The sequence below is a fragment of the Nocardiopsis sp. NRRL B-16309 genome (assembly GCF_001279585.1).
In the GTDB taxonomy this organism is placed as follows: domain Bacteria; phylum Actinomycetota; class Actinomycetes; order Streptosporangiales; family Streptosporangiaceae; genus Nocardiopsis.
Genome location: NZ_LGEC01000003.1, coordinates 64,383 through 88,684 on the forward strand (window position 1 = coordinate 64,383; position 24,302 = coordinate 88,684).

Here is a 24,302-nt window from a genome sequence, read left to right on the forward strand (position 1 = left end):
ACGAGGCTGGAGGAGGCGCCGTCCATGGCTGAGACACGGGTGGTCTGGTCCAAGAAGGTTCCGGAGGTCTACGGCAAGCTCGACGAGATCGACAAGATCATCGCGGGCCAGTTGGACACGACCCTGCTCGAACTGGTGAAGCTGCGCGCCTCCGTCCTCAACGGCTGCGCGTTCTGTGTGGACCTGCACACGCGCCGGGCGCTGCAGGAGGGCGAGACCCAGCAGCGCCTCTTCCTCGTTCCGACGTGGGTCGAGGCGGGCGGCATCTTCTCCGAGTCCGAGCGGGCCGCGCTCGCCCTCACCGACGAGATGACGAGGATGGGCGAGCACGGGGTCTCCGACGAGGTCTACGGGGCCGCCGCCGAGCACTTCGACGAGGAGCGGCTCGCCGCGCTGATGACCGCCATCGCGATGATCAACCTGTACAACCGGCTCGCGGTCACCTCGCACCTGCACCCGCGCCGACGCTAGGGAGTGTTCTTCCGACGGCTTCCGGGTGAGCGAGCGGTCGTCGGTCCCTCTCGCGCGACGATGGGCGAAGCCTGGTCGTGCCGCCCGAGCGCGGAGGCGCGGCGAGAGGCGGCCTGGCGGCCGTGAGCCCGGAACGCCGCAAGGAACACGACCTCGCGGACAGGTGCCGCGGACGCCGCCCCTCGCGCGGCGGGCGCGTCCGCGGCCACGGGCGTGCGCCGGGCTCCGGCGCGCGCCCCGCCGGGCCGCGCGGCCTCGGGAAAGCCTCCGAAAGCCCCGTACGCGCGGGGACCGTACTACGGCCCATGGCCTCGGGTACCGGACACCCCGAAAGCCCGTACGCGCGGGGGACCGACTGCTAGCGTCGACCGTGTTCCAGGTCACACTCGCGAGGACGTCCCAGGAGTGCGGATGAGCCCGACCCCCACCGTCGCCCACCTCCTCCACCGCAACGCCGACACCTGGCCCGACCGGCCCGCGCTCTCCTGGAGGGAGCCCGGTTCGGCCGACTGGCGCACACTGACCTGGTCCGGCGTGCGCGACCGCGTGGCCGGGCTCGCCGAGGGCTACGCGGCCCTGGGCGTGGCCCCCGGCGACCACGTGCTGCTCATGATGGGCAACCGGCCCGAGCACTGGCTCAGCGACCTCGCGCTGGTCCGGGCCGGGGCGGTCACCACCACCGTCTACTCCACCTCCGCGCCCGACCAGGTCCGCTACATCGCCCGGCACTGCCGTGCCCGGCTCGCGGTCGTCGGCGACGCCGGGTCCGCCCGTGCCTGGGAGCGGCTGGTCGCCGATCCCGACACGCCCCTGGAACGGCTGGTCGTCGTGGACGGCGCCGACCCCGAGCGCGGGCACGTGCCGTACACGGACCTGGCCGCCGTCGCCGCCCCCGCTTCCTCCGCCGCCGAGGACCGGTCCGACCCCGACGACCGGCTCACCGTCGTCTACACCTCCGGTACCACGGGCGAACCCAAGGGCGTCGTCCTGACCCACCGGCACGTGTTCGGCAACGCGACCGCGCTGGACCGGGTCGTGGAACTGCCCGACCACGCCGAGCACATCTGCTACCTGCCCCTCGCGCACATCGCCGAGCGCATGCTGGGCCTGTACCTGCCGCTGTTCCGGGCCTCGCACGTGTGGCTGTGCGCCGATCCCCAGGAGCTGCCCGAGGTGCTGCGGCACGTGCGGCCGCCGCAGTTCTTCGGTGTTCCGCGCGTGTGGGAGAAACTCGCCTCCGCCCTGCGCGCGGGCCTGGACCGGCTGCCCCCGGACCGGCGCGCCGCCGTCGACCGGGCCCGCGCCCTGGCCGCCGAGCACATCTCCCGCCGCGAGCGCGGGGAGCTGGTCCCCGACGACCTGGCCGAACGGGCCGAGCGGGCGCGGGCCCAGGTCCTCGCGCCCCTCCTGGCCGCGGCGGGCCTGGACCGGGTCGTCTGGGCGGCCAGCGCGTCCGCGCCCATGCCCCCGGAGGTCGTCCGGTTCTGGGCGGGGATGGGCCTCGCCGTCATGGACGCCTGGGGACTGACCGAGACCACCGGCGTGGCCACCGTCAACAGCCCCGTCAGCGGATTCCGCCTGGGCTCGGTCGGCCGCCCCATCGACGGGGTGGAGCTGCGGGTGGCGGGGGACGGCGAGATCCTGGTGCGCGGGGCGACGGTGTTCGAGGGCTACCTGAACCCGGACGGGTCGGTCGGGCCCGGCACGGGCGCCGGGGGCTGGTTCGCCACGGGCGACGTCGGCCGCCGCGACGAGGACGGGTTCGTGTGGATCACCGACCGCAAGAAGGAGCTGATCGTCACCTCCCACGGCAAGAACGTGGCTCCCTCGCCGGTCGAGAACGCCCTGAAGGAGCACCCGCTCATCGGGCAGGCCTACGTGCACGGCGACGGCCGCCCCCACCTCGTCGCCCTGCTCGTCCTGGACCCGGAGACCGCTCCGGCGTGGGCCGCCGCGCACGGCATCCGCACCGGCGCGGGCACCGGCGACGGCCGGCCCCTGGCCGAGCACCCGGCCGTCCTCGCGGAGGCCGGACGTGCCGTCGCGGCGGCCAACGCGCGGCTCAGCCGCCCCGAACAGGTCAAGCGCCACCGGCTCCTGGACCGGGAATGGGGTCCGGGTACGGGGGAGCTGACCCCCTCGCTCAAGCTGCGGCGCCGCGTGGTCCGGGACCTGTACCGCGACGAGCTGGCCGCCCTGTACGAGCCCTGACTTCGGCGCGCACGCCGAGCCCCCCGGGGCGCTCCACCAGGTTCCGGGGCCGGCGCCGCCGACCGCGGTTCGCGCGCGAAGCCCCCGCGTCCGGGGCCGGAGGCGGGGGCGGGTGGAACGGTCGGATCAGACGGTGTGCCTGCGGTCGCCCGGCTGCGTCGCCTGCCCGGCCTCCTCGGCGGGCGCCGTCGTCTCGGGCTTGGCGTGGGCGGCCCGCCGGCCGCTGCGGTAGGCGGCGCGCTGGTCGTCGGTCATCCGGTCGGCGGTCGCCTCGTCCCGGTCCGCCGCCATCTCCCGGTCCGGCCAGCCGGCGGTCAGCGCGTAGATCACCAGGAGTTCGATGGCGATCGCCACGACCGACCACAGGGGCAGTGCCACCAGGAAGGCCAGCTGGGCGAGGGCGTTCACCGCGGCCAGCACGATGCCGAAGACCCGTGCCCACATGCTGCCGGACAGGATCGCGGCACCGGCGACCACCAGGACGATGCCCCATCCGCCGAGGAGGAAGCCCCACGCCCCGTACTCGAGGAGGAGCAGCTCACCGTCGGCCACGGCGTAGTAGGTGGGAGTCAGGAGGGCGACGAGCCCCTGGATGATGTTCACGGCGCCGATCATCATCAGCAGCGTCGCGGCGAAGAACTGCCAGCCGTTGGGTGATCCGGTTCGCATTGCGTGCTCCTCACCAGGTGTCCCGGCGGCCCTCGCGAGCCGGGGGACGTCCTGTCGGATGCTCTTCGAGCGCGGTTCCGCGCTCCCCACCACATCATCGAACGGCCGGCCCCAACGGGGTTCCAGTGGTTGCCCCATATCGGGTCAAGGATGCGCGCGGTCCCGGAAGTCCGGGCGTACACGGGGAACTACGTATATACAGAATTACGTAATATCGGCTACGGTGGTGGCGTGAACGACGAACACGACACCCGGCTGGCCGACCTGGAGGCACGGGTCGCCGAACTCGAACGCCGCGCGGCGGAGCGGCCCCCCGACCCAGGTCCGGCGCCCGCGACGGCACCCGCGCCGGCCACCGGCGACGCCTTCTTCGCGCTCAACGCCCTGCGGGACCACGTCACCGGTCGCGGCGGCGTGGTCTTCGCCGGACTCGTCAGGGACGAGGAGGGAGAGCACGCGGAGTCCGCACTGGAGTGGCAGCAGGGACTGTCCGTGGAACGGCTCGCCGAACTCGACTGGTCGCAGTGCGCCGCGCCCCTGGACGCCCTGGGCCACCCCGTCCGCCTCTCGCTGCTGCACGCCGTCTGGTCGGGCACCCGCACCGTGGCCGGGCTGGCCGAGCTGTCCGGCTTCGGGACGACCGGCCAGATCTACCACCACGTGCACCAGCTCAGCGCCGCGGGCTGGCTCACCACCCTCAAACGCGGCCACTACGCCATCCCGCCCGAACGCGTCATCCCCCTGCTCGCCGTCCTGCTGGCGGCGGGCGGTGCGAACCGGTCCACCCCGTGAGGAAGGAGGGACCCCCGGTGCGAACCCGTCCCCTGACCGTCGCCGCCGCCTGCGCGGCCGCCGCCCTGGTCGTCGTCCTCGGGCTGGTCGTGCGGCCGCACACGCCCGCCCTGTCCACCGACGAGTCCGGGGACGCCGCGCTGCTCGACCGCGCCCGGCCCCTGTTCGCCGAGGGCGTCCACCACCGGGTCAGCGTCGTCGAGATCGACGGCGAGGACACCCGCGTCGCCCACTTCGGCGCCGACGACTCCACGTCCTACGAGATCGGCTCGGTCTCCAAGGCCCTGAACGGGCTCCTGCTCGCCGACATGATCGAGCGCGGCGAGGTGTCCGAGGACACCGAACTCGGCACACTCCTGGACCTGGACGGCGCCCCGGCGGCATCGGTCACCCTCGCCGAGCTGGCCGGACACCGCTCGGGGCTGCCCCGGCTCTCCCCGCGCCCGCTGGACATGCTCGGGGCCTGGGCGGCCGCGCTGACGGGACGGGACCCCTACCGGTTCGACGTGGACACGCTGGTGGAGCAGGTGGCGGCGGCCGACACCTCCGGACGCGGTGAGTTCGCCTACTCGAACATGGGCGCGGCCGTCCTCGGCCAGGCCCTCGCGGCGCGCGCCGGAACCGACTACGCCGACCTGCTGCGCGCACGGGTGCTCGATCCGCTGGGGCTGGACGGCACCGTGCTGCCCGCCACCGCGGCCGAGCTGCCCGCCGGTGCGATCGTGGGCACCAACGACAAGGGCCGCACGGCCGACCCCTGGCTGGCCCGCGCCTACGCTCCCGCGGGCGGGGTGCGCTCCACCCCCGAGGACATGGCGGTGCTGGCGCGGGCCCTCCTGTTCGGCGACCCGCCGGGGGCGGGGGCCATGGAGCCGCGATGGGACGACGGCGAGGACGGCCGGGTGGGGCTGGGCTGGTTCGTCGACGACCACGACGGCACCGACGTCACCTGGCACAACGGCGGAACTGGCGGGTTCTCGACCATGCTCGCCCTGGACCGCGAGGGCGGGCGCGCCGTGGTGGTCCTGGCCGACACCGCCACCGGAGTCGAGTCCCAGGCGCGGGACCTGCTGCTGGGGGAGGCGTGATGACCACGACCGTGCTCTACGCCGTCGGCGGCCTGCTGGTCCTGGTCGCGGTGGCCATGTCCGCCGGGCTCCTGCTCCGGACCTGGCGGCACCGGGGCTCCCGGCGCCTCCAGGACCGCTGGGACGCGCTCAACCGGTTCGGGAACGCCCTGCTGATGACCGTCGTCGCCCTGCTGTCGGTCTCCTGGACCGTGTTCCCGGAGGGCCTGTGGTACCCGGTGGTCGCCCTGCTCGCCGCCGCGGCCGCCGGTACGGTGCTGCGCTGGCCCGACCTGGCGTGGCGGGCCGACACCGAGCGGGCGGCCACCCACCGGGTCTCGGCCCTGGGGACACTGGCGTTCGCGGCGGTGGCGGTCGCGGTGCTCGTCGTCACCCTCCTGTGAGCGCGGGTCCCGCCGTGGCTTGAGCATGGCTTCCGCGCCGCTCCGAGCATGGCTCGCGCTCGGAGCGGAGCGCGGCCCTGTCCGGGTGCGGGCCCCTCCGTGCCGGCCGCCCCTGTGCGGGCCGGCACGGCGGGTCCGGTCAGGCGAACGCGTCCACACCCGTCAGCTCCGCGGAGAACCGCCACAGGCGGGCGGCCTGCTCGGGGTCGACGGCGTGGTCGCTCACCCCGGGGCGGTCGGGGTCGGTGCCGGCCAGGACGGCCACGTCCACGTCCTCGCAGTACACGCCGCCCATCCCGGCCAGATCCGGTGAGGTGGCCGCCCACACCTGGGTGGCGGCGCCCTGTTCCGGCGTCTTGAACGTCGGGTCGGCCACGTTGCCGTCCGCGTCGATCCAGCCCTTGGCGACCATCTCGTCCGTCGTCATGTGGCGCTGGAGCGGGGTGAGGATCGCGCCCGGGTGCAGGGAGAAGGCCCGCACACCGGTGTCGGCGCCGCGCCGGTCGGCCTCGATGGCGAACAGCGCGTTGGCCATCTTGGACTGTTCGTAGGCGGCCCACCGGTCGTACCCCCGCGCGAACCAGGGGTCGTCCCAGCGGATCGCCGACCCGTGGTGCCCGCCCGACGACACGGACACCACGCGGGCGCCCGTGCCGTCGCTGAGGGCGGGCCAGAGGCGGTTGACCAACGCGAAGTGGCCCAGGTGGTTGGTGGCGAACTGGTACTCCCAGCCCGGGCCCACCTTCTGGTGGGGGCAGCCCATCACACCGGCGTTGTTGATGAGGACGTCGATGGACCGGCCGCTCGCCAGGAACCGGTCGGCGAAGGCGGCCACGCTGTCCAGGTCGGAGAGGTCGAGTGTGTCGACCTCCACCCCTTCGAGGCCGTCCAGGCCCCCGCGCGCGCTCTCGGGGCGCCGGGCCGGAACGACGACCCGGGCGCCGGCCCCCGCCAGCGCCCGGGTCGTCTCCAGGCCGATGCCCGAGTACCCGCCGGTCACGATCGCGAGCCGCCCGGTCAGGTCGATGCCCTCCAGGACCTCGCGGGCGGTGCTGCGCGCGCCGAATCCGGAACCGATCGGCTTCTGTGGTGTCGTCATGTGCGTCACCGTAGGACCTGGATCGCGCTCCAGGTCAAGGGAAGTAGCATCGGCTCGACCCGGCCCGGGACCGGGGCGGCCACCGAGGGGACGGCATGGGCGAGACCGGCAGCGGCAGCGACGACGAGGGCGCCGGCGGCGGCACGGCGCCGACCGGACGGCGGCCCACGATGGCCGACGTCGCCGCGCGCGTCGGGGTCTCCCGCCAGCTGGTGTCCCTGGTGATGAACGACAGCCCCGGGCCGAGCGCACCGACCCGCCAGCGGATCCTGCGGGCCGCCGAGGAACTCGGCTACCGGACCGACAGGGCCGCCCGGATGCTGCGGAGGGCGCGAAGCCGCCAGGTGGGTGTGCTGTTCACCATGGAGCACCCGCTCGACGTCCACCTGGTCGAGGCGGTCTACCCGGCGGCGGCCGCCCTCGACTACGGCGTCGTGCTGAGCGCGCTGATGGCCACGCGCGGGGAGCGCGAGGCGATCGACGACCTCCTGGGCCTGCGCTGCGAGGCCCTGATCCTCATCGGCCTGTCCGCCGCAGCCCCCTCGGACCTGGCCACCGTCGCCGAGCGCGTCCCCGTCGTGGAAATCGGCCAGCGGACCGGGGCCGAGGGCACCGACAGCGTCCGCACCGCCGACGCCGACGGCGTGCGCAAGGCCGTCGACCACCTGGCCGCCCTGGGGCACCGCCGGATCGCGCACGTGGACGGCGGGATCCTGCCGGGCGCCCCCGAGCGGGTCGGCGGCTACCTCGACGGGATGCGCGCCCACGGCCTGGCGGCGCTGGCCGACGTGATCCCGGGCGACTACTCCGAGGAGTCCGGGGCGCGGGCCGCGCGGGCGCTGCTCGCGCGCGAGGTCCTGCCCTCCGCCGTGATCACGGGCAACGACCAGTCGGCCCTCGGACTGGTGGAGACCCTCGTGCGCGCGAACGTGCGGGTGCCCCAGGACGTGTCGGTGGTCGGCTACGACGACAGCCGCACCGCGCGGCTGTCCTTCCTGGACCTGACGTCCGTGCGCCAGGACGCGGCCCTGATGGCCGGGCTGGCGGTGCGTGCGGCGGCCGAACGGCTCGACGACGGGCGCACGCGCAGCGCGCACCTGGTGCTGGAGCCCGAGCTCGCGGTGCGCAGCAGCACGGCCCCGCCGCGCCCCGGCCTGTCCTGACCGCCCTCGGGGCCAGTACCCGCCGACCGGCCCCTTCACGCCTCGGTCCGACCCGACCGGCACTCCATGCCTCGCCCTGGTCCGACCGGCCTCCAGAGCCAGAATCCGCCTGACCGGTGCTCCACGCCCCTCGCCTGGTCCGACCGGGTGCGGGCCCGTGGGACGGCGGCCGCGAGGGAGATCACAGCCGCAGGACTTGGGGTCGACGGGGTCCGGGTGCCACCCTGGAGTTAGCACGTGCCAACAACCTCTGTGCCCAGGGGACCGATCCGCGCGGTGCCCCCGCCCACCGCTTCTCCGCTCCCGGCCTCCCCGCCTCCTCTTCGTCTTCGCGCTCCACGCGAGAAAGGCACCGCCATGCCTCTGGCCCTGTTCGCCCTGGCTCTCGGGGCGTTCGCCATCGGTACCACCGAGTTCGTGATCATGGGCCTGCTGCCCGAGGTGGCCCGGGACCTGGACGTCCCCATCTCGACGGCCGGGTACCTGATCTCCGCCTACGCCGGGGGAGTCGTGGTCGGCGCGCCCCTGCTCACCGCGCTCAGCACACGGCTGCCGCGCAAGACCGTCCTGCTGCTCTTCATGGGCGTCTTCCTGGTCGGCAACCTCGCCACCGTCGTCGCCGACTCCTACGGCGCCGTCTTCGCGGCGCGGGTGCTGGCCGGGCTTCCGCACGGCGCCTTCCTCGGGGTGGGCGCGCTGGTGGCCGCCTACATGGCGGGGCCGGACCGCAGGGCCACCGCCGTCGCCCGGATGTTCCTGGGCCTGACCATCGCCAACATCGTCGGCGTGCCCGCCGGAACCCTCCTCGGCCAGTTCATGGGCTGGCGCGCGGCGTTCCTGGCCGTGGTGGCCATCAGCGCGCTGGCGATCGCGGCCATCGCGGTCTTCGTGCCCCGGCTGCCCGCGCCTCCCGGCGGGGGGCTCCGCGGCGAGATGGCCGCGCTCGGCGACCGCCAGGTCCTGCTCGGGCTGCTGACCGCGGTGTTCGGCTTCGCCGGAGTGTTCGCCGTCTACAGCTACATCTCGCCGATGATGACGGAGCTGGCCGGGATGTCCCCGGCGGGGGTCCCGCTGGTCCTGGCGCTCTTCGGCACCGGCATGACCCTGGGCTCGCTCGTCGTGGGCCCGCTGGCCGACCGGGCGCTGCGGCCGACCATCTTCGGGGCACTGGCCTCGCTGGCCGTGGTGCTGGTGGTGTTCTCCTTCACCGTGCACAACCCCTGGACCGCCGCGGCCACGGTCGTGGTGCTGGGGGCGGTCGGGTTCGGGGTGGCCACTCCGCTGCAGGTCCTGGTGATGAACAAGGCCGACCGGGCGCCGACGATGGCCTCGGCCTCCAACCACTCCGCCTTCAACCTCGCCAACGCCGGGGGAGCGTGGCTGGGCGGCGTCGGGATCGGCCTGGGCCTGGGCCTGACCTCGCCCGCGCTGATCGGCGCGGTCCTGGCCGTGGCCGGTCTGGGGATCGCCGTCACGGCGGCCCTGCTCGACCGCCCCGCCGCGGGAGCGGTCGGCACCGACCCGCCGCTGGTGGAGGCCGGCGCCGCCGAGTGAGTCCCCGCCGGGGACGGGTCCGGGCTCAGGTCCGGCTTCCGTCCCCGACCCGGCGAGCGAGGATCTCGGCCAGGGTCCGGCAGCCCCGGCGCAGGTCGGTGGGGTGGGCCGTCCCGTATCCGAGGACGAGCCCGTGCACGGACGGCGTGCCGTGGGCGGTCCGGGCCAGGTCGTCGACCAGCAGACCGTGCGCGGCGGCCTCGGCCACCACGGGCGCCACGGCCTCCGCCGGCAGCGGCAGGGTCACGTGCAGACCCGCGGTGTCCCCGGTCAGGTAGGGCCCCAGGAACTCCTTGACGACGCCGCGGCGGCGGGCGTACTCCCGCCGCATCCGGCGCAGGTGCCGGTCCAGGTCGCCGCGCTCCAGCAGCAGTGCCGTGGCCGCCTGGGCCGGGCCGCTGGTGCGGTCCGACAGGCTCCGCCGCACCTCAGCCACCCGGCGCAGCAGCGCGGGCTCGGCCACGAGCCAGCCCACGCCCAGATCGGGGGACAGGGTCTTGGACAGGGTGCCCAGGAGCACCACGCGACCGGGGTCGAGCCCGTACAGGGCGGGCAGCGGGGCGACGTCGTAGCGGAACTCGGAGTCGTAGTCGTCCTCGATCACCACGGCGCCCGTCTCCCGCGCCCAGGCCAGCAGGAGTTCGCGGCGGGGGATGGGCAGCCGTCCTCCGAGCGGGTACTGGTGCGCGGGCGTGGTGTAGACGACCGACAGGTCCCTCGGCAGGTCCGCGACCACGATGCCGTCGTGGTCGACCGGGCAGGGCACGATACGTGCCCCGCGCGCCCCGAGCACGGCCGCGGCCCGCTGGTATCCGGGGTCCTCCACCCCCGCCCGCGCGCCCGGGCCGAGCAGGGTCGCCCCGACCAGGTCCAGCCCGTTGCCGGTGCTCCGGGTGACCAGGACGTTCTCCGGCCCCACCCGGATGCCGCGGGCGCGGCGCAGGTGCTCGGCCAGCAGTTCGCGCAGCCGTGGCAGGCCGTGGGGGTCGGGGTCGTCGTCCGGCGGCTGCTCGGCGGCGTGCCGCCAGGCCCGGCGCCAGGCGGCGCGGTCGTGGTCGCGCACCCACGGCGCGCCCGGGCGCAGGTCGACCAGGCCGCGTCGGCGCGCCTCGTGCCGGGACCACCGGACGGCCTCCGCCGACCCCGGGGGCGGGTCCGTCAAGGGCCCTTCCGTGAGGCGGCTCCCGGGGCGGTGGTGGGTGGCGGGTAGGGGGGTCTGCGGCCGGGGGCCGTCCGTTGAGGGTGGTAGCCCCGTCTCTCCCGCGAAGCGGCTCCCGGGGCGACGGTGGGCGACGGGCAGGGGGGTCTGCGGCCGGGGGCCGTCCGTTGAGGGTGGTAGCCCCGCCCCTTCCGCGAAGCGGCTCCCGGGGCGATGGTGGGCGACGGGCAGGGAGTCGTGCTCGGCGACGAACGTGCCCGACCCGTGGCGCCCGTCGAGCCACCCCTCCGCGTACAGCTGCTGGTAGGCCTCCGTGACCACGGTCCGGCTCACGCCCAGCTCGGTCGCGAGGGCGCGCGACGACGGCAGGCGCGCACCGGGCGTCAGGACCCCCTCGGCCATGGCCGCGCGCAGCTGGTCGGAGAGCTGGACGGCGAGCGGTACCCCGGCGCCGCGATCCAGGCGCACGGGCGGTTCGGCGGGGGTGTGGCGGGCCAAAGTGGTCTTCCGTTTTCATGGAGAAGTGGCCATGGGTGTGATAGCCACTTCTTCCTAGGCTTGCACACATGCTCTCCACGACAGAACGCACCCGGCTCGGGCGCGCCAAGCACAAGGCCCGGACCGACCGCCAGGAGCTCTACGACCTCCTCGACACCGGGATGGTCTGCCACCTCGGCGTCATCGCCCGCGGCGCCCCCATGGTGGTCCCCACCTGTTACGGGCGGATCGGTGACACCCTCTACGTGCACGGCTCCACCGGCGCGCGGTCCCTGCGCGCCCCGGGAGAGGTCTGCGTCACCGTGACCCACCTGGACGGGATCGTCCTGGCCCGCTCCGCCTTCCACCACTCCGTCAACCACCGCTCGGCGATGGTCTACGGCACGCCGCGCGAGGTCACCGACGAGGCGGAGCACCTGGCGGCACTGCGGGCCGTGACCGAGCAGCTCGCGCCCGGCCAGTGGGACGCGGTCCGCCCGCCCACCGCCAAGGAGCTCGCCGCCACGCGCGTGCTCGCGCTGTCCCTGGAGGAGGCCTCGGTCAAGGTCCGGACCGGTCCGCCCGCCGACGACGAGGAGGACTACGCCCTGCCGACCTGGGCGGGGGTCCTCCCGGTCCGCCAGGTGTTCGGAGGACCCGAACCCGACCCCGTCCTGCCCGAGGGCATCGGGGTGCCCGCCCACATCGCGGGCCGCTTGTCCCGCTAGCGCGGCTCGGCCGACGCGGCTCGGCCGCGCCCGTGCCGCCAGGTGGCCACGAGCACGAACGAGACCACCACCAGCAGCGACCAGGCACCGAGCTTGGACACGTGCACCATCTCCCAGGCCCGCTCCTGATGGGGGTAGCTCCAGGCGCCGAGCAGGGTGGACACGTTCTCCGCGATCCACAGGAACAGGCCGATGAGCAGGAAGGACAGCGACAGCGGCATCCGGTACCGCGTCGGCCCGACCGTGTAGTGGACCCAGGTCCGCCAGGTGGCGGCGACCAGCGCGGCCGCCAGCCACACCCGCACGTCCGGCAGCCAGTGGTGGGTGAAGAAGTTGGCGTAGACCAGCACGGCCACCGCGGTCGTGGCCACGGGCCGGTAGTCGGTCAGTTCGAGGTCGAGCAGCCGCCAGGCGCGCACGATGTAGGACCCGACCGCCGCGTACATGAACCCGCTGTAGAGCGGTACCCCCGCGACCTTGGTCCAGGCGTCGCCGGGATAGGACCACGAGCCCACGTGCACCTTGAACACCTCCAGTGCCAGCCCCACGACGTGGAAGCCGAGGATGGCCAGCACCTCGCGGCCCGTCTCCAGCCGCAGGATCCAGAACGCCGCGGTCAGGGCGACGCCGTAGAGCAGCAGGGCGTCATAGCGGGGGATCGGCAGGGGCACGGCGGCGCTCAGCGCGAGTCCGGCGAAGATGCCGACGGCGAAGGCGCAGGCACGCGCCTGCGCCCAGCCGAACCGGAGGAGCTGGGCCGCACCGTGGCGTACGAGCGGTCGGGGGGCGGTCCGGGTGGAGGTCATGGGAGGTGGGACGTCCGACCGCCGCCCCGGGTTCGCCCCGGGTCCGTCCTCAGGCGTGCGACCCGGCGGGCACACCGGCGCCGTGCCCGTGCGCGTGCACTCCTGCCACGTCCCACTCGGGGAAGGGGTCGGCCAGACCCGCCCAGTCCCCGGCCAGCTCGGCGTCGGTGAGCAGGCAGGCGCGCAGGCTCCCGGCCAGCGCCTCCCCGCGCAGTCCCGTACCGATGAAGACCAGTTCCTGGCGGGGGGCGACGGCCTCGGCGTCCTCGTCGTCGGGCAGCCCGAGCAGGGGCGCGTCCGCCGGGTCCCACGCGCCGGAGGGCTCGAACCGCGCCACGGGGCCCGCCTGCGACCACATCCCGGTGACGCGGTGGCGCGTGGCCAACCAGAAGAAGCCCTTCGAACGCAGCAGAGTGCCGAACTCGCCGGAGTCCAGGCGCTCGGAGACCAGCGACCACAGGCGTTCGGGGTGGAAGGGCCGGTCGGCGCGGAAGACCGTGCTGGAGATGCCGTACTCCTCGGTCTCGGGCACGTGGTCGCCGTTGAGCTCGGCGGCCCAGCCCGGCGCGCGCGAGGCGCGCTCCAGGTCGAACAGCCCGGTGCCCACGATCTCGCCGACGGCCACGCGGCCGTGCTCGGAGCGCAGCACCCGCGCCAGGGGGTTGAGCCGGCGCAGGGCGGCCTCGACCTCGTCGGCGTCCCGGTCGCTGACCAGGTCGGTCTTGTTGAGCAGCAGGACGTCGGCGAACTCGACCTGGTCGATGAGCAGGTCGCTGACCGTGCGCTCGTCGTCCTCGTAGGCGTCGAGCCCGCGCGAGAGCAGGTCGTCGCCCTGGCGCAGCTCGCGCAGGAAGCCGGCGGCGTCCACGACGGACACCATGGTGTCGAGGCGGGCCCGGTCCATCAGCCGGGTCCCGTCCAGGCCGGGGAAGGTGAAGGTGGCCGCCACGGGCATGGGCTCGGAGATGCCGCTGGACTCGATGAGCAGGTAGTCGAACCGGCCCTCGTCCGCGAGTCGGCCGACCTCCTCCAGCAGGTCGTCGCGCAGGGTGCAGCAGATGCAGCCGTTGGTCATCTCGACCAGGCGCTCGTCGGTCCGCGAGAGCGCGCCGCCGTCGCGGACGAGGCCGGCGTCGATGTTGACCTCGCTCATGTCGTTGACGATCACCGCCACCCGCAGACCGTCGCGGTTGCCCAGAACGTGGTTGAGCAGGGTGGTCTTGCCCGCTCCGAGGAAGCCGGAGAGCACGGTGACGGGCAGCGCGGCACGGCCTTCCGCTGTTGTGGAAATGGTTTTCATTTTCCCTATGCTGGCCGCTCTCGGGCCCGGATCGGTTGGCCGCATTGCGGGCTCCGGTGGGGCCGGTATTCCCGGGCCCGGTCGGGGCGCCGCCCGCGTTCACGCGCCGCGGGGGAGCGTCGCCCGGGCGCTCGCCCGCGGTGGCCCCACCTTGGGCTTTGTGGCGTTTCCGCAGTTCACGTCGGTCTTGCGCGCGCTGGGGTGGAGTGCTCACGGTGTGTGCCGGTTGTTCGCCCCGACTCTGAGTGAAGGTCCACGCGGGCGGCGGAGCGCACGCGGATCGCGGAGATCTTCCGGAACCGGTTGTGCCGCCCCTGGGGCGTCCCTAGTGTGATCCTCGGTTCACGGAGCGTTCGTCCGCGCAGGCCAGCGGGGGTGAATGGCGCACGTGGACGTGTACGCGCAACCCTCTTCCTCCCTTGCCCCGTGGCCGGTCCCGACACAGACCGGCTACGCGGCGTGGGTACGCGACTACCACGAGGAGACACAGCGGATGTCGATCGACGTAGGTCCCGAGACCCGGAACGGCCAGCGGAGCCTGGCGACCGCGGCCGCCCGGAACCTGGCGACCACCACCAAGTCCGCACCGCAGATGCAGGGGAAGAGTTCCCGCTGGCTGCAGAGGATGCTGCCCTGGGTGCAGACCGAGGGCGGCGCCTACCGCGTCAACCGCCGCCTCAGCTACACCATCGGTGACGGCCGTATCGAGTTCAACCAGACCGGCGCCGACGTCGAGGTCATCCCACAGGAGCTCGGCGAGCTGGCGCTGCTGTCCGGTTTCGACGACGTGGGCGTGCTGGGCGAGCTGGCCGGCCGCTTCACCCAGCGCGAGTTCGAGCCCGGTGACGTGCTCGCGCACGAGGGCAGGCCCGCCGACCACCTCTACCTCCTGGCCCACGGCCGGGTCCACAAGACCACCGAGGGCCCCTACGGCGACGCCACGCGGATCGGCGTCCTGGCCGACGGCGAGCAGTTCGGCGAGGAGGGCCTGCTCAACCCGGACGCGACCTGGGACTGCACCGTCAAGGCCGTCACCGCAGGCACCCTCCTGGAGCTGCCCCGCCAGGAGTTCTCCGCCGTCATGGACGCCTCTCCCAGCCTGCGCGCCCACATCGAGCGCTTCCTGGCCCGGCCGCTCAACGGGCAGAACAAGGCCGGCGAGGCCGACATCGCCATGCTCTCCGGCCACGTGGGCGAGCCCTCCCTGCCCGGGACCTTCGTCGACTACGAGCTCCGGCCCCGTGAGTACGAGCTGAGCGTGGCCCAGACGGTCCTGCGGGTGCACACCAGGGTCGCCGACCTCTACAACAAGCCGATGAACCAGACCGAGCAGCAGCTGCGGCTGACCATCGAGGCCCTGCGCGAGCGCCAGGAGAACGAACTCGTCAACAACCGCGAGTTCGGGCTCCTCCACAACTGCGACTACAGCCAGCGCATCCAGACCGACAGCGGCGCGCCCAGCCCCGACTGCCTGGACGACCTGCTGAGCATGCGCCGCAACACCCAGTACATGTTCGCCCACCCCAGCGCCATCGCCGCCTTCGGCAAGGAGTGCAACAAGCGGGGCATCACCATGGGCACCGTCGAGGTCGGCGGCCACCACCTGCCCGCCTGGCGCGGGGTCCCCCTCCTGCCCTGCGGCAAGATCCCGGTCACCGAGCACCACACGTCGTCGATCATCGCCATCCGTACCGGCGAGGACAACGAGGGCGTCATCGGCCTGCACCAGACCGGCCTGCCCGACGAGGTCGAGCCCGGGCTCAACGCGCGCTTCATGGGCATCGACGACCAGGCGATCATCTCCTACCTGGTCAGCACCTACTACTCGGCGGCCGTCCTCGTCCCCGACGCCATCGGCATCCTGGAGAACGTCGAGGTCCGCCCGCGTGCCTGAGCCCCGCCCGACACTGCCAGTGAAGGAGGGCTGAGACGGTGTCACTGCTGTCGCGGATGTCCGCCTCCGCCGCCACGCACGACGTGGCGGCCCTGGTGGACGCCCTGATGTCGAACCCGCTGCGCCCGGGACCGCCGGACCTGCTCGTGCCCGGCCCGCCCTCGGCCCGGGTGCCCGAACCGCCGCGAGCGGGCGCACCCGCGCCGGCGGGCGCGCCCACGGCGGGCGCGGCCACGGCCCCGCCGCGGCTTCCCACCGGCCCCACCGGTCCGGGGACCGCCGCGGCTCGCGCCCTGCTGCCCGACCGCCCGGTCGCGCCGCCCGCGCCGGTGCACGCGCCGGTCCCGGCGGGGGCGGTCGGCCGATGGCTGCCCCAGCCCCCCTCGGGGCCCGGAACGGCGGCCGTGCGCGTCCTGGGCCACCGCGCCCCGCCCGAGCGGGACGCGGACACGGCCGCCGACGACGCGGTCCCGGCGCTGTACTGTCCGCCCGCCGTACGCGACGACCGCGCCCTGGGGGAGGAGGTCGACGAGCGGCTGGTCGGCTGGGCCGAGGAGGTGGGGATCTACCCCGGCAAACTCGACATGATCCGCAAGGCGGAGTTCGGCCGGCTGATCATGCTCGCCCATCCCGAGACCGACGACCCCGAACGCCTGCTGGCCGCGGCCAGGTGCGCCCTGGCCGAGTGGTCCGTCGACGACCACTACGTCGACGGCGAGGTGGAGGAGTCCCGCCCGGAACTCCTCGGCCAGCGGCTGGCGATCGCACACTCGGTCATCGACCAGGCGCACATCTCGCGCGAGTACGCGCCCGAGCTGGAGAGGGTCGTGCAGGCGGACCCGGTCATGCGCGCCCTGCGCTCGGCCCTGGGCAAGCTCGCCGACCACGCGACGTGGACGCAGGTGCGCCGGCTGCGCCACGAGCTGGGCATCATGTTCGTCGCCTACAACCAGGAGGGCGTCTGGGGGAACACCGGTCAGAGGCCACCGGTGTGGGAGTTCCTGATGCACCGCCACGAGAACAGCTTCGTGCCCTGCATGGTGCTGATCGACGCGGTCGCCGGATACGAGCTGCCCATGGAGGAGTTCGCCGACCCGCGGGTCCGGCGCGTGTTCACCATGGCCGGATCGGCCACCGTCATCGTCAACGACCTCTACTCCATGGGCAAGGAGGGGCCCGACGACACCAGCCTGCCCAGGCTGATCGCCGAGGAGGACGGATGCACGATGCGCGAGGCGGTCGAGCGCACCGTGCGCATCCACGACGAGATGATGCACACCGTCGAGTCCGAGGCGGCCGCCCTCGCCCTCACCGGATCGCCGCAGCTGGGCCGCTTCCTGGCCGGGCTGTGGGCCTGGTGCGGCGGCAGCCGCGAGTGGCACGCCACCAGCGGCCGCTACCACGGTGACCGGTCCGGCTGACCCGGCCCGGCCCCACAGCACCCGCGCCCCCACCGCGGCCCACCGCACCCCCGCCGTCACCCACCCGGACCGCACGCGCGGCCCGGTCGGCTGTCCTGCCCGACGACCACCAGCAAGGAGCCCTTCGTATGACCATGACCTCCTCCCACTCCACCGGCAACGTCCTGCGCACCCAGTACCAGGAGTCCGTCGCGGAGTACTGGAACGCGGAGAAGGACCCCGTCAACATCAAGCTCGGCGAGGTCGACGGCCTCTTCCACCACCACTACGGCATCGGCGACTACGACCCCTCGGTCCTGGAGGGGCCGGAGGAGACACGCGACCAGCGGATCATCGAGGAGATGCACCGCCTGGAGACAGCCCAGGCCGACGTCCTCCTGGACCACCTGGGCGCGGTCGGCCCCCAGGACCGGGTCATGGACACCGGGTCCGGCCGGGGCGGCACCAGCTTCATGGCCAACCAGCGCTTCGGCTGCCACGTCGACGGCGTGACCATCTCCCACAAGCAGGTGGACTTCGCCAACGAGCAGGCCGAGGAACGGGGCGTGTCCGACAAGGTCCGCTTCCACTTCCGCAACATGCTCGACACCGGCTTCCCGTCGGGCTCCCTGCGGGCGAGCTGGAACAACGAGTCGACCATGTACGTGGACCTGTTCGAGCTGTTCGCCGAGCACGCCCGCCTGCTGGAGTACGGCGGCCGCTACGTCACCATCACCGGCTGCTACAACGACGTGACCGGAGGCCGCTCCAAGGCGGTGAGCCGGATCGACGAGCACTACACCTGCAACATCCACGCCAGGAGCCAGTACTTCAAGGCGATGACGGCGAACAACCTCGTCCCGATCTCCGTCGTCGACCTCACCGGACCGACCATCCCGTACTGGGAGCTGCGCGCGCGGTCGTCGGTGGCCACCGGTATCGAGGAGCCCTTCCTGACCGCGTACAAGGAGGGCAGCTTCCACTACCTGCTCATCGCGGCCGACCGGGTCTGAGGACCCCCGGGCGCTCCGGGGCCGGACCCGGGGGAGCGGACCCGCCCCCGGGCCCGTGGAGCGCCCGCACCAGCGCCCGCCCGCCCGGCCGCGCCAGGCCGGGCGGGCGGGGCCGCCGCCCGTGGCCACCCGACGGAAGGACGCCATGCCCATCAGCCACACCACCGGTCCGTCCACGGCCGCCGAAGAAGGAGCCCCCGGCGAGCCGATCATGCTCGAACTGGTCGACGAGTCCGGAAGGACCATCGGAACCGCGGAGAAGCTGTCGGCGCACGTGTCGCCGGGACGGCTGCACCGGGCCTTCTCCGTGTTCCTGCTCGACGACCGGGGCCGCCTGCTGCTCCAGCGGCGCGCCCTGGGCAAGTACCACTCGCCCGGCGTGTGGTCCAACACCTGCTGCGGCCACCCCTACCCCGGTGAACCGCCCTTCCTCGCCGCGGCCCGGCGCACCACCGAGGAGCTGGGCGTGGCGCCCGTGCTCATGCGCGAGGCCGGGACGGTGCGCTACACCCACCCCGACCCGCACTCGGGACTGGTCGAGCAGGAGTACAACCACCTCTTCGTGGGGCTGGTGGGCGGCGAGCCGCGCCCCGACCCCGAGGAGGTCGCCGAGATCGCGTTCGCCGACCCCTGGGAGATGGCGGTGCTGCCGGGGGACGGCCCCTTCTCGGCCTGGTTCCCGACGGTCCTGGAGGCGGCACTGCCCGCCGTCCGCGACCTGGCCCCCGACGCGGGCTGGTAGCACCCGCGCGGCTCACCCGATGAGGCCGCGGCGGTAGGCCTCGCCGACCGCCGCGGCCCGGTCGCGGACGCCGAGCTTGTCGTACACGTGCTGCAGGTGGGTCTTGATGCTGGCCTCGCTGATGAACAGCCGCGCGGCGGCGGTGCGGTTGGACGCGCCCTCGGCGACCAGCCGCAGCACCTCCAGTTCCCGGTCGCTCAGCGCCCGGCGGGCGGGTGCGCGGACCTGGCCCATGAGGAGCCTGGCGGCGGCCGGAGCCAGCACCGACTCCCCGCGGTGCACCGCGCGCACCCCGCGCAGGAGTTCGTCGGGCAGGGCGTCCTTGAGCAGGTAGCCGGTGGCACCGGCCTCGATCGCGGGCAGGACGTCGCTCTCGCTGTCGAAGGTGGTCAGGACCAGCACGCGCACCCCGGGGGCCCGGCGGGCCAGCGCGGCGGTCGCCGCGACCCCGGACATCCCGGGCATGCGCAGGTCCATCAGGACCACGTCGACGCCGAGCCGCTCCACCCGGTCCAGGACCTCCTGGCCGTTGGCGGCCTCGCCGACCACCTCGATGTCGGTCTCGGCGGTGAAGGTGCCGCGCAGCCCGTCGCGGACCACGGGATGGTCGTCGGCGATCAGGACCCGGATCACGGCGGGCCCGCGATCACGGGTACGGCGGCGCTGACGGCGGTACCGTCCCCGCGGCTCGACTCGATCTCCACCGTGCCTCCGATGCCTCTGATCCGCTGGCGCATGCTCGTGAGCCCGAACCCGTTCGCGGTGTCCGAGGCCATCCCGTTGCCGTCGTCGCGGACGTCGAGCAGCACCATGTCGTCAAGGTAGGACAGGGTCACCCCCACCCTGGTGGCGTCCGCGTGCTTGGCGACGTTGGTCAGCGCCTCCTGGGCGACGCGGAACAGGGACACCTCGATCGCCGGGCTCAGTGACGCGCGCTCACCGGTGACCTCCAGCGTGGGCCGGACCCCGGACTCCTCGCCCCAGCGGCGGGTCAGCTCGCCGAGGGCCTCGGGCAGCTGGCTGTCCCGGAGCTGCGAGGGCCGCAGGGCCCGCACGGAGCGCCGCGCCTCGGTGAGCCCGTCCCTGGCCAGGTCGAGCGCGCGCCCCACGTGGGGCAGCGCCGTCCCGCCGATCCCGCCCGTCCGCTGGGCGGCCTGGATCTGCGTGACGATACCGGTGAGCCCCTGGGCCAGGGTGTCATGGATCTCGCGCGCCATCCGCTGGCGCTCGTCCAGCATCCCGGCCTCCCGGGCCTGGTCGAGCAGTTGCGCGTGCAGCCCGGCGTTCTCCTCCAGGGCGGCCTCCAGCCGGGTGACCATGACGGCGCGCTCGCGGTGCGCCTCGGCGCTGCGCTGGGCCACCACCAGGCCGCCGCCGATGGCGAGGGTCTGGACCACGATCACGCCCGCGTAGAGCCCCAGGTGCTGGAGGAACGGCGTGTCGGTGCTCGTGCCGGGCAGGCCCATGGTGCTGGTGTGCAGGGAGATCGAGGCGGCGGCGACCCCGGCGAAGGCCCACGGCGTCGGCAGCACCATGGCGTGGAAGAACGGCGTGATGGCGAACAGCAGGAAGAGGATGTCGTGCGCCATCATCACCGCGCCCAGGGCGACGAGGCCGAACACGTAGAGCAGGGCGGGCCACAGCCGCTCCAGCCGCGCGGGCGGGGCGAAGGAGTGCCCGAACAGTACCCAGACGGCGGCCAGTGCGGCGAGGCCGAGCGCGACGGCGCGGTGGCCCTGGTCCTGGCCGGTCTGGGCCAGGACCAGGACCGTGGACAGCGGAAGCAGGAGCCAGGGCACCCAGTACACGAACCGGTCCCACCAGCGGTCCCAGTCCTGCTGGGCGTCGTCCACCGCGCCGATCGCGCTCATCCCCCGCTCACTCCCATCGGAACAGCTTCGCCGCGGCCGCGGCGGCCACCGCGGCGATCACCGCCATTATGGCCAGCTGCGCGAGCGGGCCGGTGCCCGAGGCGTCCGCGCCGCCCGACCAGCTGTCCAGCAGCAGCTGGACGCCCGGCGGGGTGACCTCGCCGAGGCGCACGAGGACGTCGGGCATGAAGATCCGGGGCAGGAACAGCCCGCCCACGAGCATCACCACCAGGTACAGGGCCATCGACAGGCCGTTCGCGACCCTGGTGCTGGGGGCCAGGGCGGCGGCCAGGACGCCGAGGGCCACCAGGGACGCCGTCCCGACGAGGAAGGCGGCGGTGAACAGCAGCGGCTGCCGGGGCAGGGGCACGTCCAGGACGAGCCAGGCCGTCAGCACCAGCAGGGCGGAGGAGGCGAACACGGCCGCGACCACCGCGATGAGCTGGGCGGCCAGGACCAGGCCGGGGTGCACGGGCGTGGTGGACATCCGGCGCAGCACACCGTTCTCCCGGTAGGTGGCCAGGACCGACGGCAGGTGCTGGATGCCGAGGACGCCCATGCCCAGGATCAGGGCGGTGGGGGCGAAGGTGTCGATGAACCGGACGCCGCCGAAGTCGGCGGCGGGCTCCCGCAGGACCGGCACGCTCCCGAGCCCGAGGAGGATCACGGTCGGCAGGAGCATGCCGAAGCCGAGGGTCATGGGTTCGCGGAGGACGAGCTTGACCTCGGTCGCGATGAGGTGGCGCAGGGCGGACACGGTGGACACGGTGGGCCCCTTCCGGCGGGGTGTGGGCGGCGGACTCATGACGGGAGGCCGTTTCCGGTGAGGGCGACGAACGCGTCGTCGAGGCTGGAGCGCTCGACGCGCAGGTCCTCGGCGACCACGCGGTCGCGGGCCAGGGCGGCGGTCACCGCGTACACCAGGTTGCCCTGCCCGGTGATTCGGACCTGGGACCCGGTCCGGTGGAGCGAGGCCACCTCCGGCAGTGCGCTCAGCGCCCGTTCGTCGAGGTCGGCGGGCGCGCGGAAACTCATCCTCTGCTCCAGCCCGGCACCGGCGACCAGGCCGCCGGGGGTGTCCAGGGCGGCGATCCGGCCCCCGTCCACGAGCGCGAGCCGGTCGCAGAGCCGCTCGGCCTCGTCCATGAAGTGCGTGACCAGGACGATCGTGACGCCGGAGTCGCGCACGCGCTCGATGAGGTCCCAGGTGGTGCGCCGCGCCTGCGGGTCCAGCCCGGTGGTGAGCTCGTCCAGGACGGCGACCCTGGGCAGGCCGACGAGCGCCAGGGCGATGGACAGCCGCTGCTTCTGCCCGCCGGACAGCCGCCGGAACTGGGTGTCGCGCTGGTCGGCGATGCCCAGCATGTCCAGGAGTTCGTCGGGGTCGGCCGACTCCCGGTAGAAGGAGGCGTACAGGCGCAGTGCCTCCCCGGCCCGGAGCCGTCCGGGCAGGGCCGACTCCTGGAGCTGGGCGCCCAGGTTCTCGCGCAGTTCGGCGCGGTCCCGGCGCGGGTCGAGGCCGAGCACGCTGATCGTGCCGCCGTCCGGCACGCGCAGGCCCTCGACGCACTCGACCGTGGTCGTCTTGCCCGCGCCGTTGGGTCCGAGGATCCCGAAGATCTCGCCCTCGTCGACGGAGAAGGACACGTCGTCGAGGACGACCTTGTCTCCGTAGCGCTTGTGCAGGTTCCTGACGTCGATGATCGGCATGGGACGAGCTTCGCGCGCGGGGGCGGCCCCGCGGATCGCCCGCCCGGCCACGGGATCGGTGGATACGGGCATCCACCGATCGGTGGAGGGACGCTCCGCCGCCGGGCGGGCCCGAGTCCGCTGAACAGGCGCGACGCGCCGGGCGAGGCTTCCAGGCGACCGCGCGGGGGAAGGGCTTGACTGGAGGGGTGCGAGTGACGGCACGGCATCCGCGTGACCGGCAGGCCGGAAACGGTCCGCGCGATGACGGGGGAAGGGGTGGCCATGGTGCCCGACGACAGCGAGCGGTCGGCGCCGGAGGGGTCCGCCGAGCCGGGCCCGCTCCACCGCGACGCGGCCGCCGGGGAGCCGCTGGTGACGGGAGCGACCGGTGCGGTCCCGGGGCTGGGCGACGACGCGCACCTGACGGGCGTGGCCGAGCAGGTACAGGAGCTGGTCCGCACCCAGGTCCGCATGCGATCGCTGCTGGGGGCGGTGCTGGCCCTGGGTCAGGACCTGGAGCTGAGGGCGGTCCTGCGCCGGGTGGTGGCCGCGGCGATGGAACTCCTGGACGCACGGTACGGAGCGCTCGGCATCCTGGACGACCGCGGTGACGGGCTCGCGGAGTTCATCCCGCTCGGCCTGGACGAGGAGGAGCTGCGGGCCCTCGGCGGAACGGACCACCCGAGCGGCGAGGGGCTGCTCGGCCTGATGATCCACCAGAGCGAGCCGCTGCGGGTCGCCGACATCGGCGCGCACCCCGAGTCGGTGGGCTTCCCGCCGGGCCACCCGCCCATGCGCACCCTGCTCGGGGCGGCCGTCAGGGTCCGCGGGCGCGCGTACGGCAACATCTACGTGTCCACCCGCCGGGACGGGCAGCCCTTCGACCACCGGGACGGGGAGGTCCTCACCGCGCTGGCCGGTGCGGCGGGGATCGCCATCGAGAACGCGCGCCTGTTCGAGGAGGTGCGCACCAGCGCGGAGCGGTTCCAGCGCCTGCTCCTGCCGCGGGTGCCCGATCTGTCGCCCTTCGAGGTCGCCTCGGTCTACCGTCCGGCCGCCGCCGGACTGGGCGGGGACTGGTACGACGCCCTCCGGCTGCGCGACGGCGCCTGTGTCGCGGTCATCGGCGACGTGATCGGCCACGACCTCGTCGCCGCGGCCTCGATGGCGCGGATCCGGAGCAAGCTGCGGGCCCTGGTCTACGACCGGCACACCTCGCCCGGCGCGGCGCTCTCCAGCCTCGACCGCATCCTGATGGCGACCGAGGAGGACGCGGTGACCACGATCAGCCTGGCGCGGATCGAGCCGACCGGGCAGGGGTGGGACCTGCGTTGGAGCACGGCGGGCCACCTGCCCCCGCTGGTGCTGTCCCCGGGCGGCGGAGCGCGCTACCTGGAGGCCGAGCCCGGCCTTCCGCTCGGTGTCGACCCCGACGTCGAGCGGCCGGACCACGTGTACCCGATGCGGCCCTCGTCCACGGTCCTGATGTTCACCGACGGCCTGGTCGAGCACCCGGACCACCCGCTGGACCGGGGTCTGGACCGCGTGGCGGAGATCGCCGCCGCCTACGCCGACCGCTCTGTGCAGGATCTGTGCCGTGCCGTGACCGAGGGAGCGCCCGGTGACGGACACGACGACCTGGCGGTGCTCGCCGTGCGCGTACCCCGCGGGTGACCCGGGGCCGGGACGCAGGAGTACTCCGCCGCAGGGGACGCGGAGACCGCTTGCGCGCACCCGGGCCCGCCCGTCCGCGCGTGGACGGCGCGCAGCCGCCCGTGAGGAGGGCACGG

Annotated in this window: 22 protein-coding genes; 13 read left to right on the plus strand and 9 right to left on the minus strand. The window is 73.9% G+C overall.

The features are described from left to right. The first annotated feature begins 24 nt into the window (after positions 1 to 24). A complete protein-coding gene (locus tag ADL05_RS02000) occupies positions 25 to 471 on the plus strand; it encodes a carboxymuconolactone decarboxylase family protein (protein WP_053615105.1) in 447 nt (148 codons plus the stop codon). A 411-nt stretch (positions 472 to 882) separates the two neighbouring features. Continuing rightward, the gene (locus ADL05_RS02005; protein WP_053615106.1) at positions 883 to 2,682 is read left to right on the plus strand and encodes a long-chain fatty acid--CoA ligase; all 1,800 of its coding nucleotides are present in this window, start codon (positions 883 to 885) and stop codon (positions 2,680 to 2,682) included. 126 nt (positions 2,683 to 2,808) lie between these two features. Here ADL05_RS02005 and ADL05_RS02010 read toward each other — a convergent pair whose 3' ends face one another. Further along, positions 2,809 to 3,351, minus strand: coding sequence for a hypothetical protein (locus ADL05_RS02010; protein WP_053615107.1), 543 nt, complete (start codon positions 3,349 to 3,351; stop codon positions 2,809 to 2,811). 231 nt (positions 3,352 to 3,582) lie between these two features. On the opposite strand from ADL05_RS02010, the gene ADL05_RS02015 reads away from it, so the two are divergent. Genes ADL05_RS02015 through ADL05_RS02025 form a run of 3 tightly spaced genes read left to right on the plus strand, consistent with a single transcriptional unit; the run spans position 3,583 to position 5,614 of the window. Beyond that, complete coding sequence (locus ADL05_RS02015; protein ID WP_053615108.1) at positions 3,583 to 4,143, plus strand: helix-turn-helix transcriptional regulator; 561 nt, start codon at positions 3,583 to 3,585, stop codon at positions 4,141 to 4,143. 17 nt (positions 4,144 to 4,160) lie between these two features. Continuing rightward, a complete protein-coding gene (locus ADL05_RS02020; RefSeq protein ID WP_053615109.1) occupies positions 4,161 to 5,231 on the plus strand; it encodes a serine hydrolase in 1,071 nt (356 codons plus the stop codon). Next, on the plus strand, positions 5,231 to 5,614 hold the full coding sequence (locus ADL05_RS02025) for a hypothetical protein (RefSeq protein WP_053615110.1): 384 nt from the start codon (positions 5,231 to 5,233) through the stop codon (positions 5,612 to 5,614). Before ADL05_RS02020 ends, ADL05_RS02025 begins: the two co-directional genes overlap by 1 nt. A 139-nt stretch (positions 5,615 to 5,753) precedes the next feature. On the opposite strand, the gene ADL05_RS02030 is transcribed toward ADL05_RS02025, so the two are convergent. Next, positions 5,754 to 6,713: an SDR family NAD(P)-dependent oxidoreductase gene (locus ADL05_RS02030; RefSeq protein WP_053615111.1), complete on the minus strand. Its 960-nt coding sequence runs from the start codon at positions 6,711 to 6,713 to the stop codon at positions 5,754 to 5,756. 170 nt (positions 6,714 to 6,883) lie between these two features. Between ADL05_RS02030 and ADL05_RS02035 the strand changes: the two genes are divergently transcribed. Together ADL05_RS02035 and ADL05_RS02040 are read left to right on the plus strand one after the other, a co-directional pair. Beyond that, positions 6,884 to 7,876, plus strand: coding sequence for a LacI family DNA-binding transcriptional regulator (locus tag ADL05_RS02035; protein ID WP_053615173.1), 993 nt, complete (start codon positions 6,884 to 6,886; stop codon positions 7,874 to 7,876). A gap of 357 nt (positions 7,877 to 8,233) precedes the next feature. After that, a complete protein-coding gene (locus ADL05_RS02040) occupies positions 8,234 to 9,430 on the plus strand; it encodes an MFS transporter (RefSeq protein ID WP_053615112.1) in 1,197 nt (398 codons plus the stop codon). Positions 9,431 to 9,455: 25 nt separating this feature from the next. Here the strand turns inward: ADL05_RS02040 and ADL05_RS02045 are convergent, their stop codons facing one another. Then, a complete protein-coding gene (locus ADL05_RS02045; RefSeq protein ID WP_369800875.1) occupies positions 9,456 to 11,051 on the minus strand; it encodes a PLP-dependent aminotransferase family protein in 1,596 nt (531 codons plus the stop codon). A gap of 104 nt (positions 11,052 to 11,155) precedes the next feature. On the opposite strand from ADL05_RS02045, the gene ADL05_RS02050 reads away from it, so the two are divergent. Next, positions 11,156 to 11,794, plus strand: a complete 639-nt coding sequence (locus tag ADL05_RS02050; RefSeq protein ID WP_053615114.1) for a pyridoxamine 5'-phosphate oxidase family protein — start codon at positions 11,156 to 11,158, stop codon at positions 11,792 to 11,794. On the opposite strand, the gene ADL05_RS02055 is transcribed toward ADL05_RS02050, so the two are convergent. Further along, complete coding sequence (locus tag ADL05_RS02055; protein WP_053615115.1) at positions 11,791 to 12,600, minus strand: DUF817 domain-containing protein; 810 nt, start codon at positions 12,598 to 12,600, stop codon at positions 11,791 to 11,793. The genes ADL05_RS02050 and ADL05_RS02055 overlap by 4 nt on opposite strands. Positions 12,601 to 12,649: 49 nt before the next feature. Continuing rightward, a complete protein-coding gene (locus ADL05_RS02060; protein ID WP_053615116.1) occupies positions 12,650 to 13,900 on the minus strand; it encodes a GTP-binding protein in 1,251 nt (416 codons plus the stop codon). Positions 13,901 to 14,393: 493 nt separating this feature from the next. Between ADL05_RS02060 and ADL05_RS02065 the strand changes: the two genes are divergently transcribed. The 4 genes from ADL05_RS02065 (at position 14,394) to idi (ending at position 18,949) form a co-directional block, all read left to right on the plus strand. After that, entirely contained in the window at positions 14,394 to 15,794 is a 1,401-nt protein-coding gene (locus ADL05_RS02065) for a family 2B encapsulin nanocompartment shell protein (protein ID WP_053615117.1), read from the plus strand. A gap of 38 nt (positions 15,795 to 15,832) precedes the next feature. Next, positions 15,833 to 17,215 carry a family 2 encapsulin nanocompartment cargo protein terpene cyclase gene (locus ADL05_RS02070; protein ID WP_053615118.1) on the plus strand — a complete coding sequence of 461 codons (1,383 nt, stop codon included), beginning with the start codon at positions 15,833 to 15,835 and terminating at the stop codon, positions 17,213 to 17,215. Between the two features lie 128 nt (positions 17,216 to 17,343). Then, a complete protein-coding gene (locus ADL05_RS02075; protein WP_053615119.1) occupies positions 17,344 to 18,207 on the plus strand; it encodes a geranyl diphosphate 2-C-methyltransferase in 864 nt (287 codons plus the stop codon). A gap of 145 nt (positions 18,208 to 18,352) precedes the next feature. Further along, positions 18,353 to 18,949 carry an isopentenyl-diphosphate Delta-isomerase gene (gene idi / locus ADL05_RS02080; RefSeq protein ID WP_053615120.1) on the plus strand — a complete coding sequence of 199 codons (597 nt, stop codon included), beginning with the start codon at positions 18,353 to 18,355 and terminating at the stop codon, positions 18,947 to 18,949. Positions 18,950 to 18,961: 12 nt separating this feature from the next. On the opposite strand, the gene ADL05_RS02085 is transcribed toward idi, so the two are convergent. Genes ADL05_RS02085 through ADL05_RS02100 form a run of 4 tightly spaced genes read right to left on the minus strand, consistent with a single transcriptional unit; the run spans position 18,962 to position 22,530 of the window. Then, positions 18,962 to 19,582: a response regulator transcription factor gene (locus tag ADL05_RS02085; protein ID WP_053615121.1), complete on the minus strand. Its 621-nt coding sequence runs from the start codon at positions 19,580 to 19,582 to the stop codon at positions 18,962 to 18,964. After that, positions 19,579 to 20,820 (minus strand): sensor histidine kinase, encoded by a 1,242-nt coding sequence (locus tag ADL05_RS02090; protein ID WP_053615122.1) that lies wholly within the window; start codon positions 20,818 to 20,820, stop codon positions 19,579 to 19,581. Before ADL05_RS02090 ends, ADL05_RS02085 begins: the two co-directional genes overlap by 4 nt. A gap of 7 nt (positions 20,821 to 20,827) precedes the next feature. Then, the gene (locus tag ADL05_RS02095; RefSeq protein WP_231640573.1) at positions 20,828 to 21,586 is read right to left on the minus strand and encodes an ABC transporter permease; all 759 of its coding nucleotides are present in this window, start codon (positions 21,584 to 21,586) and stop codon (positions 20,828 to 20,830) included. A 35-nt stretch (positions 21,587 to 21,621) separates the two neighbouring features. After that, positions 21,622 to 22,530, minus strand: a complete 909-nt coding sequence (locus tag ADL05_RS02100; protein ID WP_053615124.1) for an ABC transporter ATP-binding protein — start codon at positions 22,528 to 22,530, stop codon at positions 21,622 to 21,624. A 264-nt stretch (positions 22,531 to 22,794) separates the two neighbouring features. Between ADL05_RS02100 and ADL05_RS02105 the strand changes: the two genes are divergently transcribed. Next, complete coding sequence (locus ADL05_RS02105; protein ID WP_231640574.1) at positions 22,795 to 24,186, plus strand: PP2C family protein-serine/threonine phosphatase; 1,392 nt, start codon at positions 22,795 to 22,797, stop codon at positions 24,184 to 24,186. Positions 24,187 to 24,302 lie beyond the last annotated feature (116 nt).

Excerpts from the sequence above, each read along its gene's own strand:
- ADL05_RS02000 (WP_053615105.1), top strand. The coding sequence starts at position 25 with ATGGCTGAGACACGGGTGGTCTGGTCCAAGAAGGTTCCGGAGGTCTAC.
- ADL05_RS02005 (WP_053615106.1), top strand. The coding sequence starts at position 883 with ATGAGCCCGACCCCCACCGTCGCCCACCTCCTCCACCGCAACGCCGAC.
- ADL05_RS02010 (WP_053615107.1), bottom strand. The coding sequence starts at position 3,351 with ATGCGAACCGGATCACCCAACGGCTGGCAGTTCTTCGCCGCGACGCTG.
- ADL05_RS02025 (WP_053615110.1), top strand. The coding sequence starts at position 5,231 with ATGACCACGACCGTGCTCTACGCCGTCGGCGGCCTGCTGGTCCTGGTC.
- ADL05_RS02030 (WP_053615111.1), bottom strand. The coding sequence starts at position 6,713 with ATGACGACACCACAGAAGCCGATCGGTTCCGGATTCGGCGCGCGCAGC.
- ADL05_RS02035 (WP_053615173.1), top strand. The coding sequence starts at position 6,884 with ATGGCCGACGTCGCCGCGCGCGTCGGGGTCTCCCGCCAGCTGGTGTCC.
- ADL05_RS02040 (WP_053615112.1), top strand. The coding sequence starts at position 8,234 with ATGCCTCTGGCCCTGTTCGCCCTGGCTCTCGGGGCGTTCGCCATCGGT.
- ADL05_RS02050 (WP_053615114.1), top strand. The coding sequence starts at position 11,156 with ATGCTCTCCACGACAGAACGCACCCGGCTCGGGCGCGCCAAGCACAAG.
- ADL05_RS02055 (WP_053615115.1), bottom strand. The coding sequence starts at position 12,600 with ATGACCTCCACCCGGACCGCCCCCCGACCGCTCGTACGCCACGGTGCG.
- ADL05_RS02060 (WP_053615116.1), bottom strand. The coding sequence starts at position 13,900 with ATGAAAACCATTTCCACAACAGCGGAAGGCCGTGCCGCGCTGCCCGTC.
- ADL05_RS02065 (WP_053615117.1), top strand. The coding sequence starts at position 14,394 with ATGTCGATCGACGTAGGTCCCGAGACCCGGAACGGCCAGCGGAGCCTG.
- ADL05_RS02075 (WP_053615119.1), top strand. The coding sequence starts at position 17,344 with ATGACCATGACCTCCTCCCACTCCACCGGCAACGTCCTGCGCACCCAG.
- idi (WP_053615120.1), top strand. The coding sequence starts at position 18,353 with ATGCCCATCAGCCACACCACCGGTCCGTCCACGGCCGCCGAAGAAGGA.
- ADL05_RS02090 (WP_053615122.1), bottom strand. The coding sequence starts at position 20,820 with ATGAGCGCGATCGGCGCGGTGGACGACGCCCAGCAGGACTGGGACCGC.
- ADL05_RS02100 (WP_053615124.1), bottom strand. The coding sequence starts at position 22,530 with ATGCCGATCATCGACGTCAGGAACCTGCACAAGCGCTACGGAGACAAG.
- ADL05_RS02105 (WP_231640574.1), top strand. The coding sequence starts at position 22,795 with ATGGTGCCCGACGACAGCGAGCGGTCGGCGCCGGAGGGGTCCGCCGAG.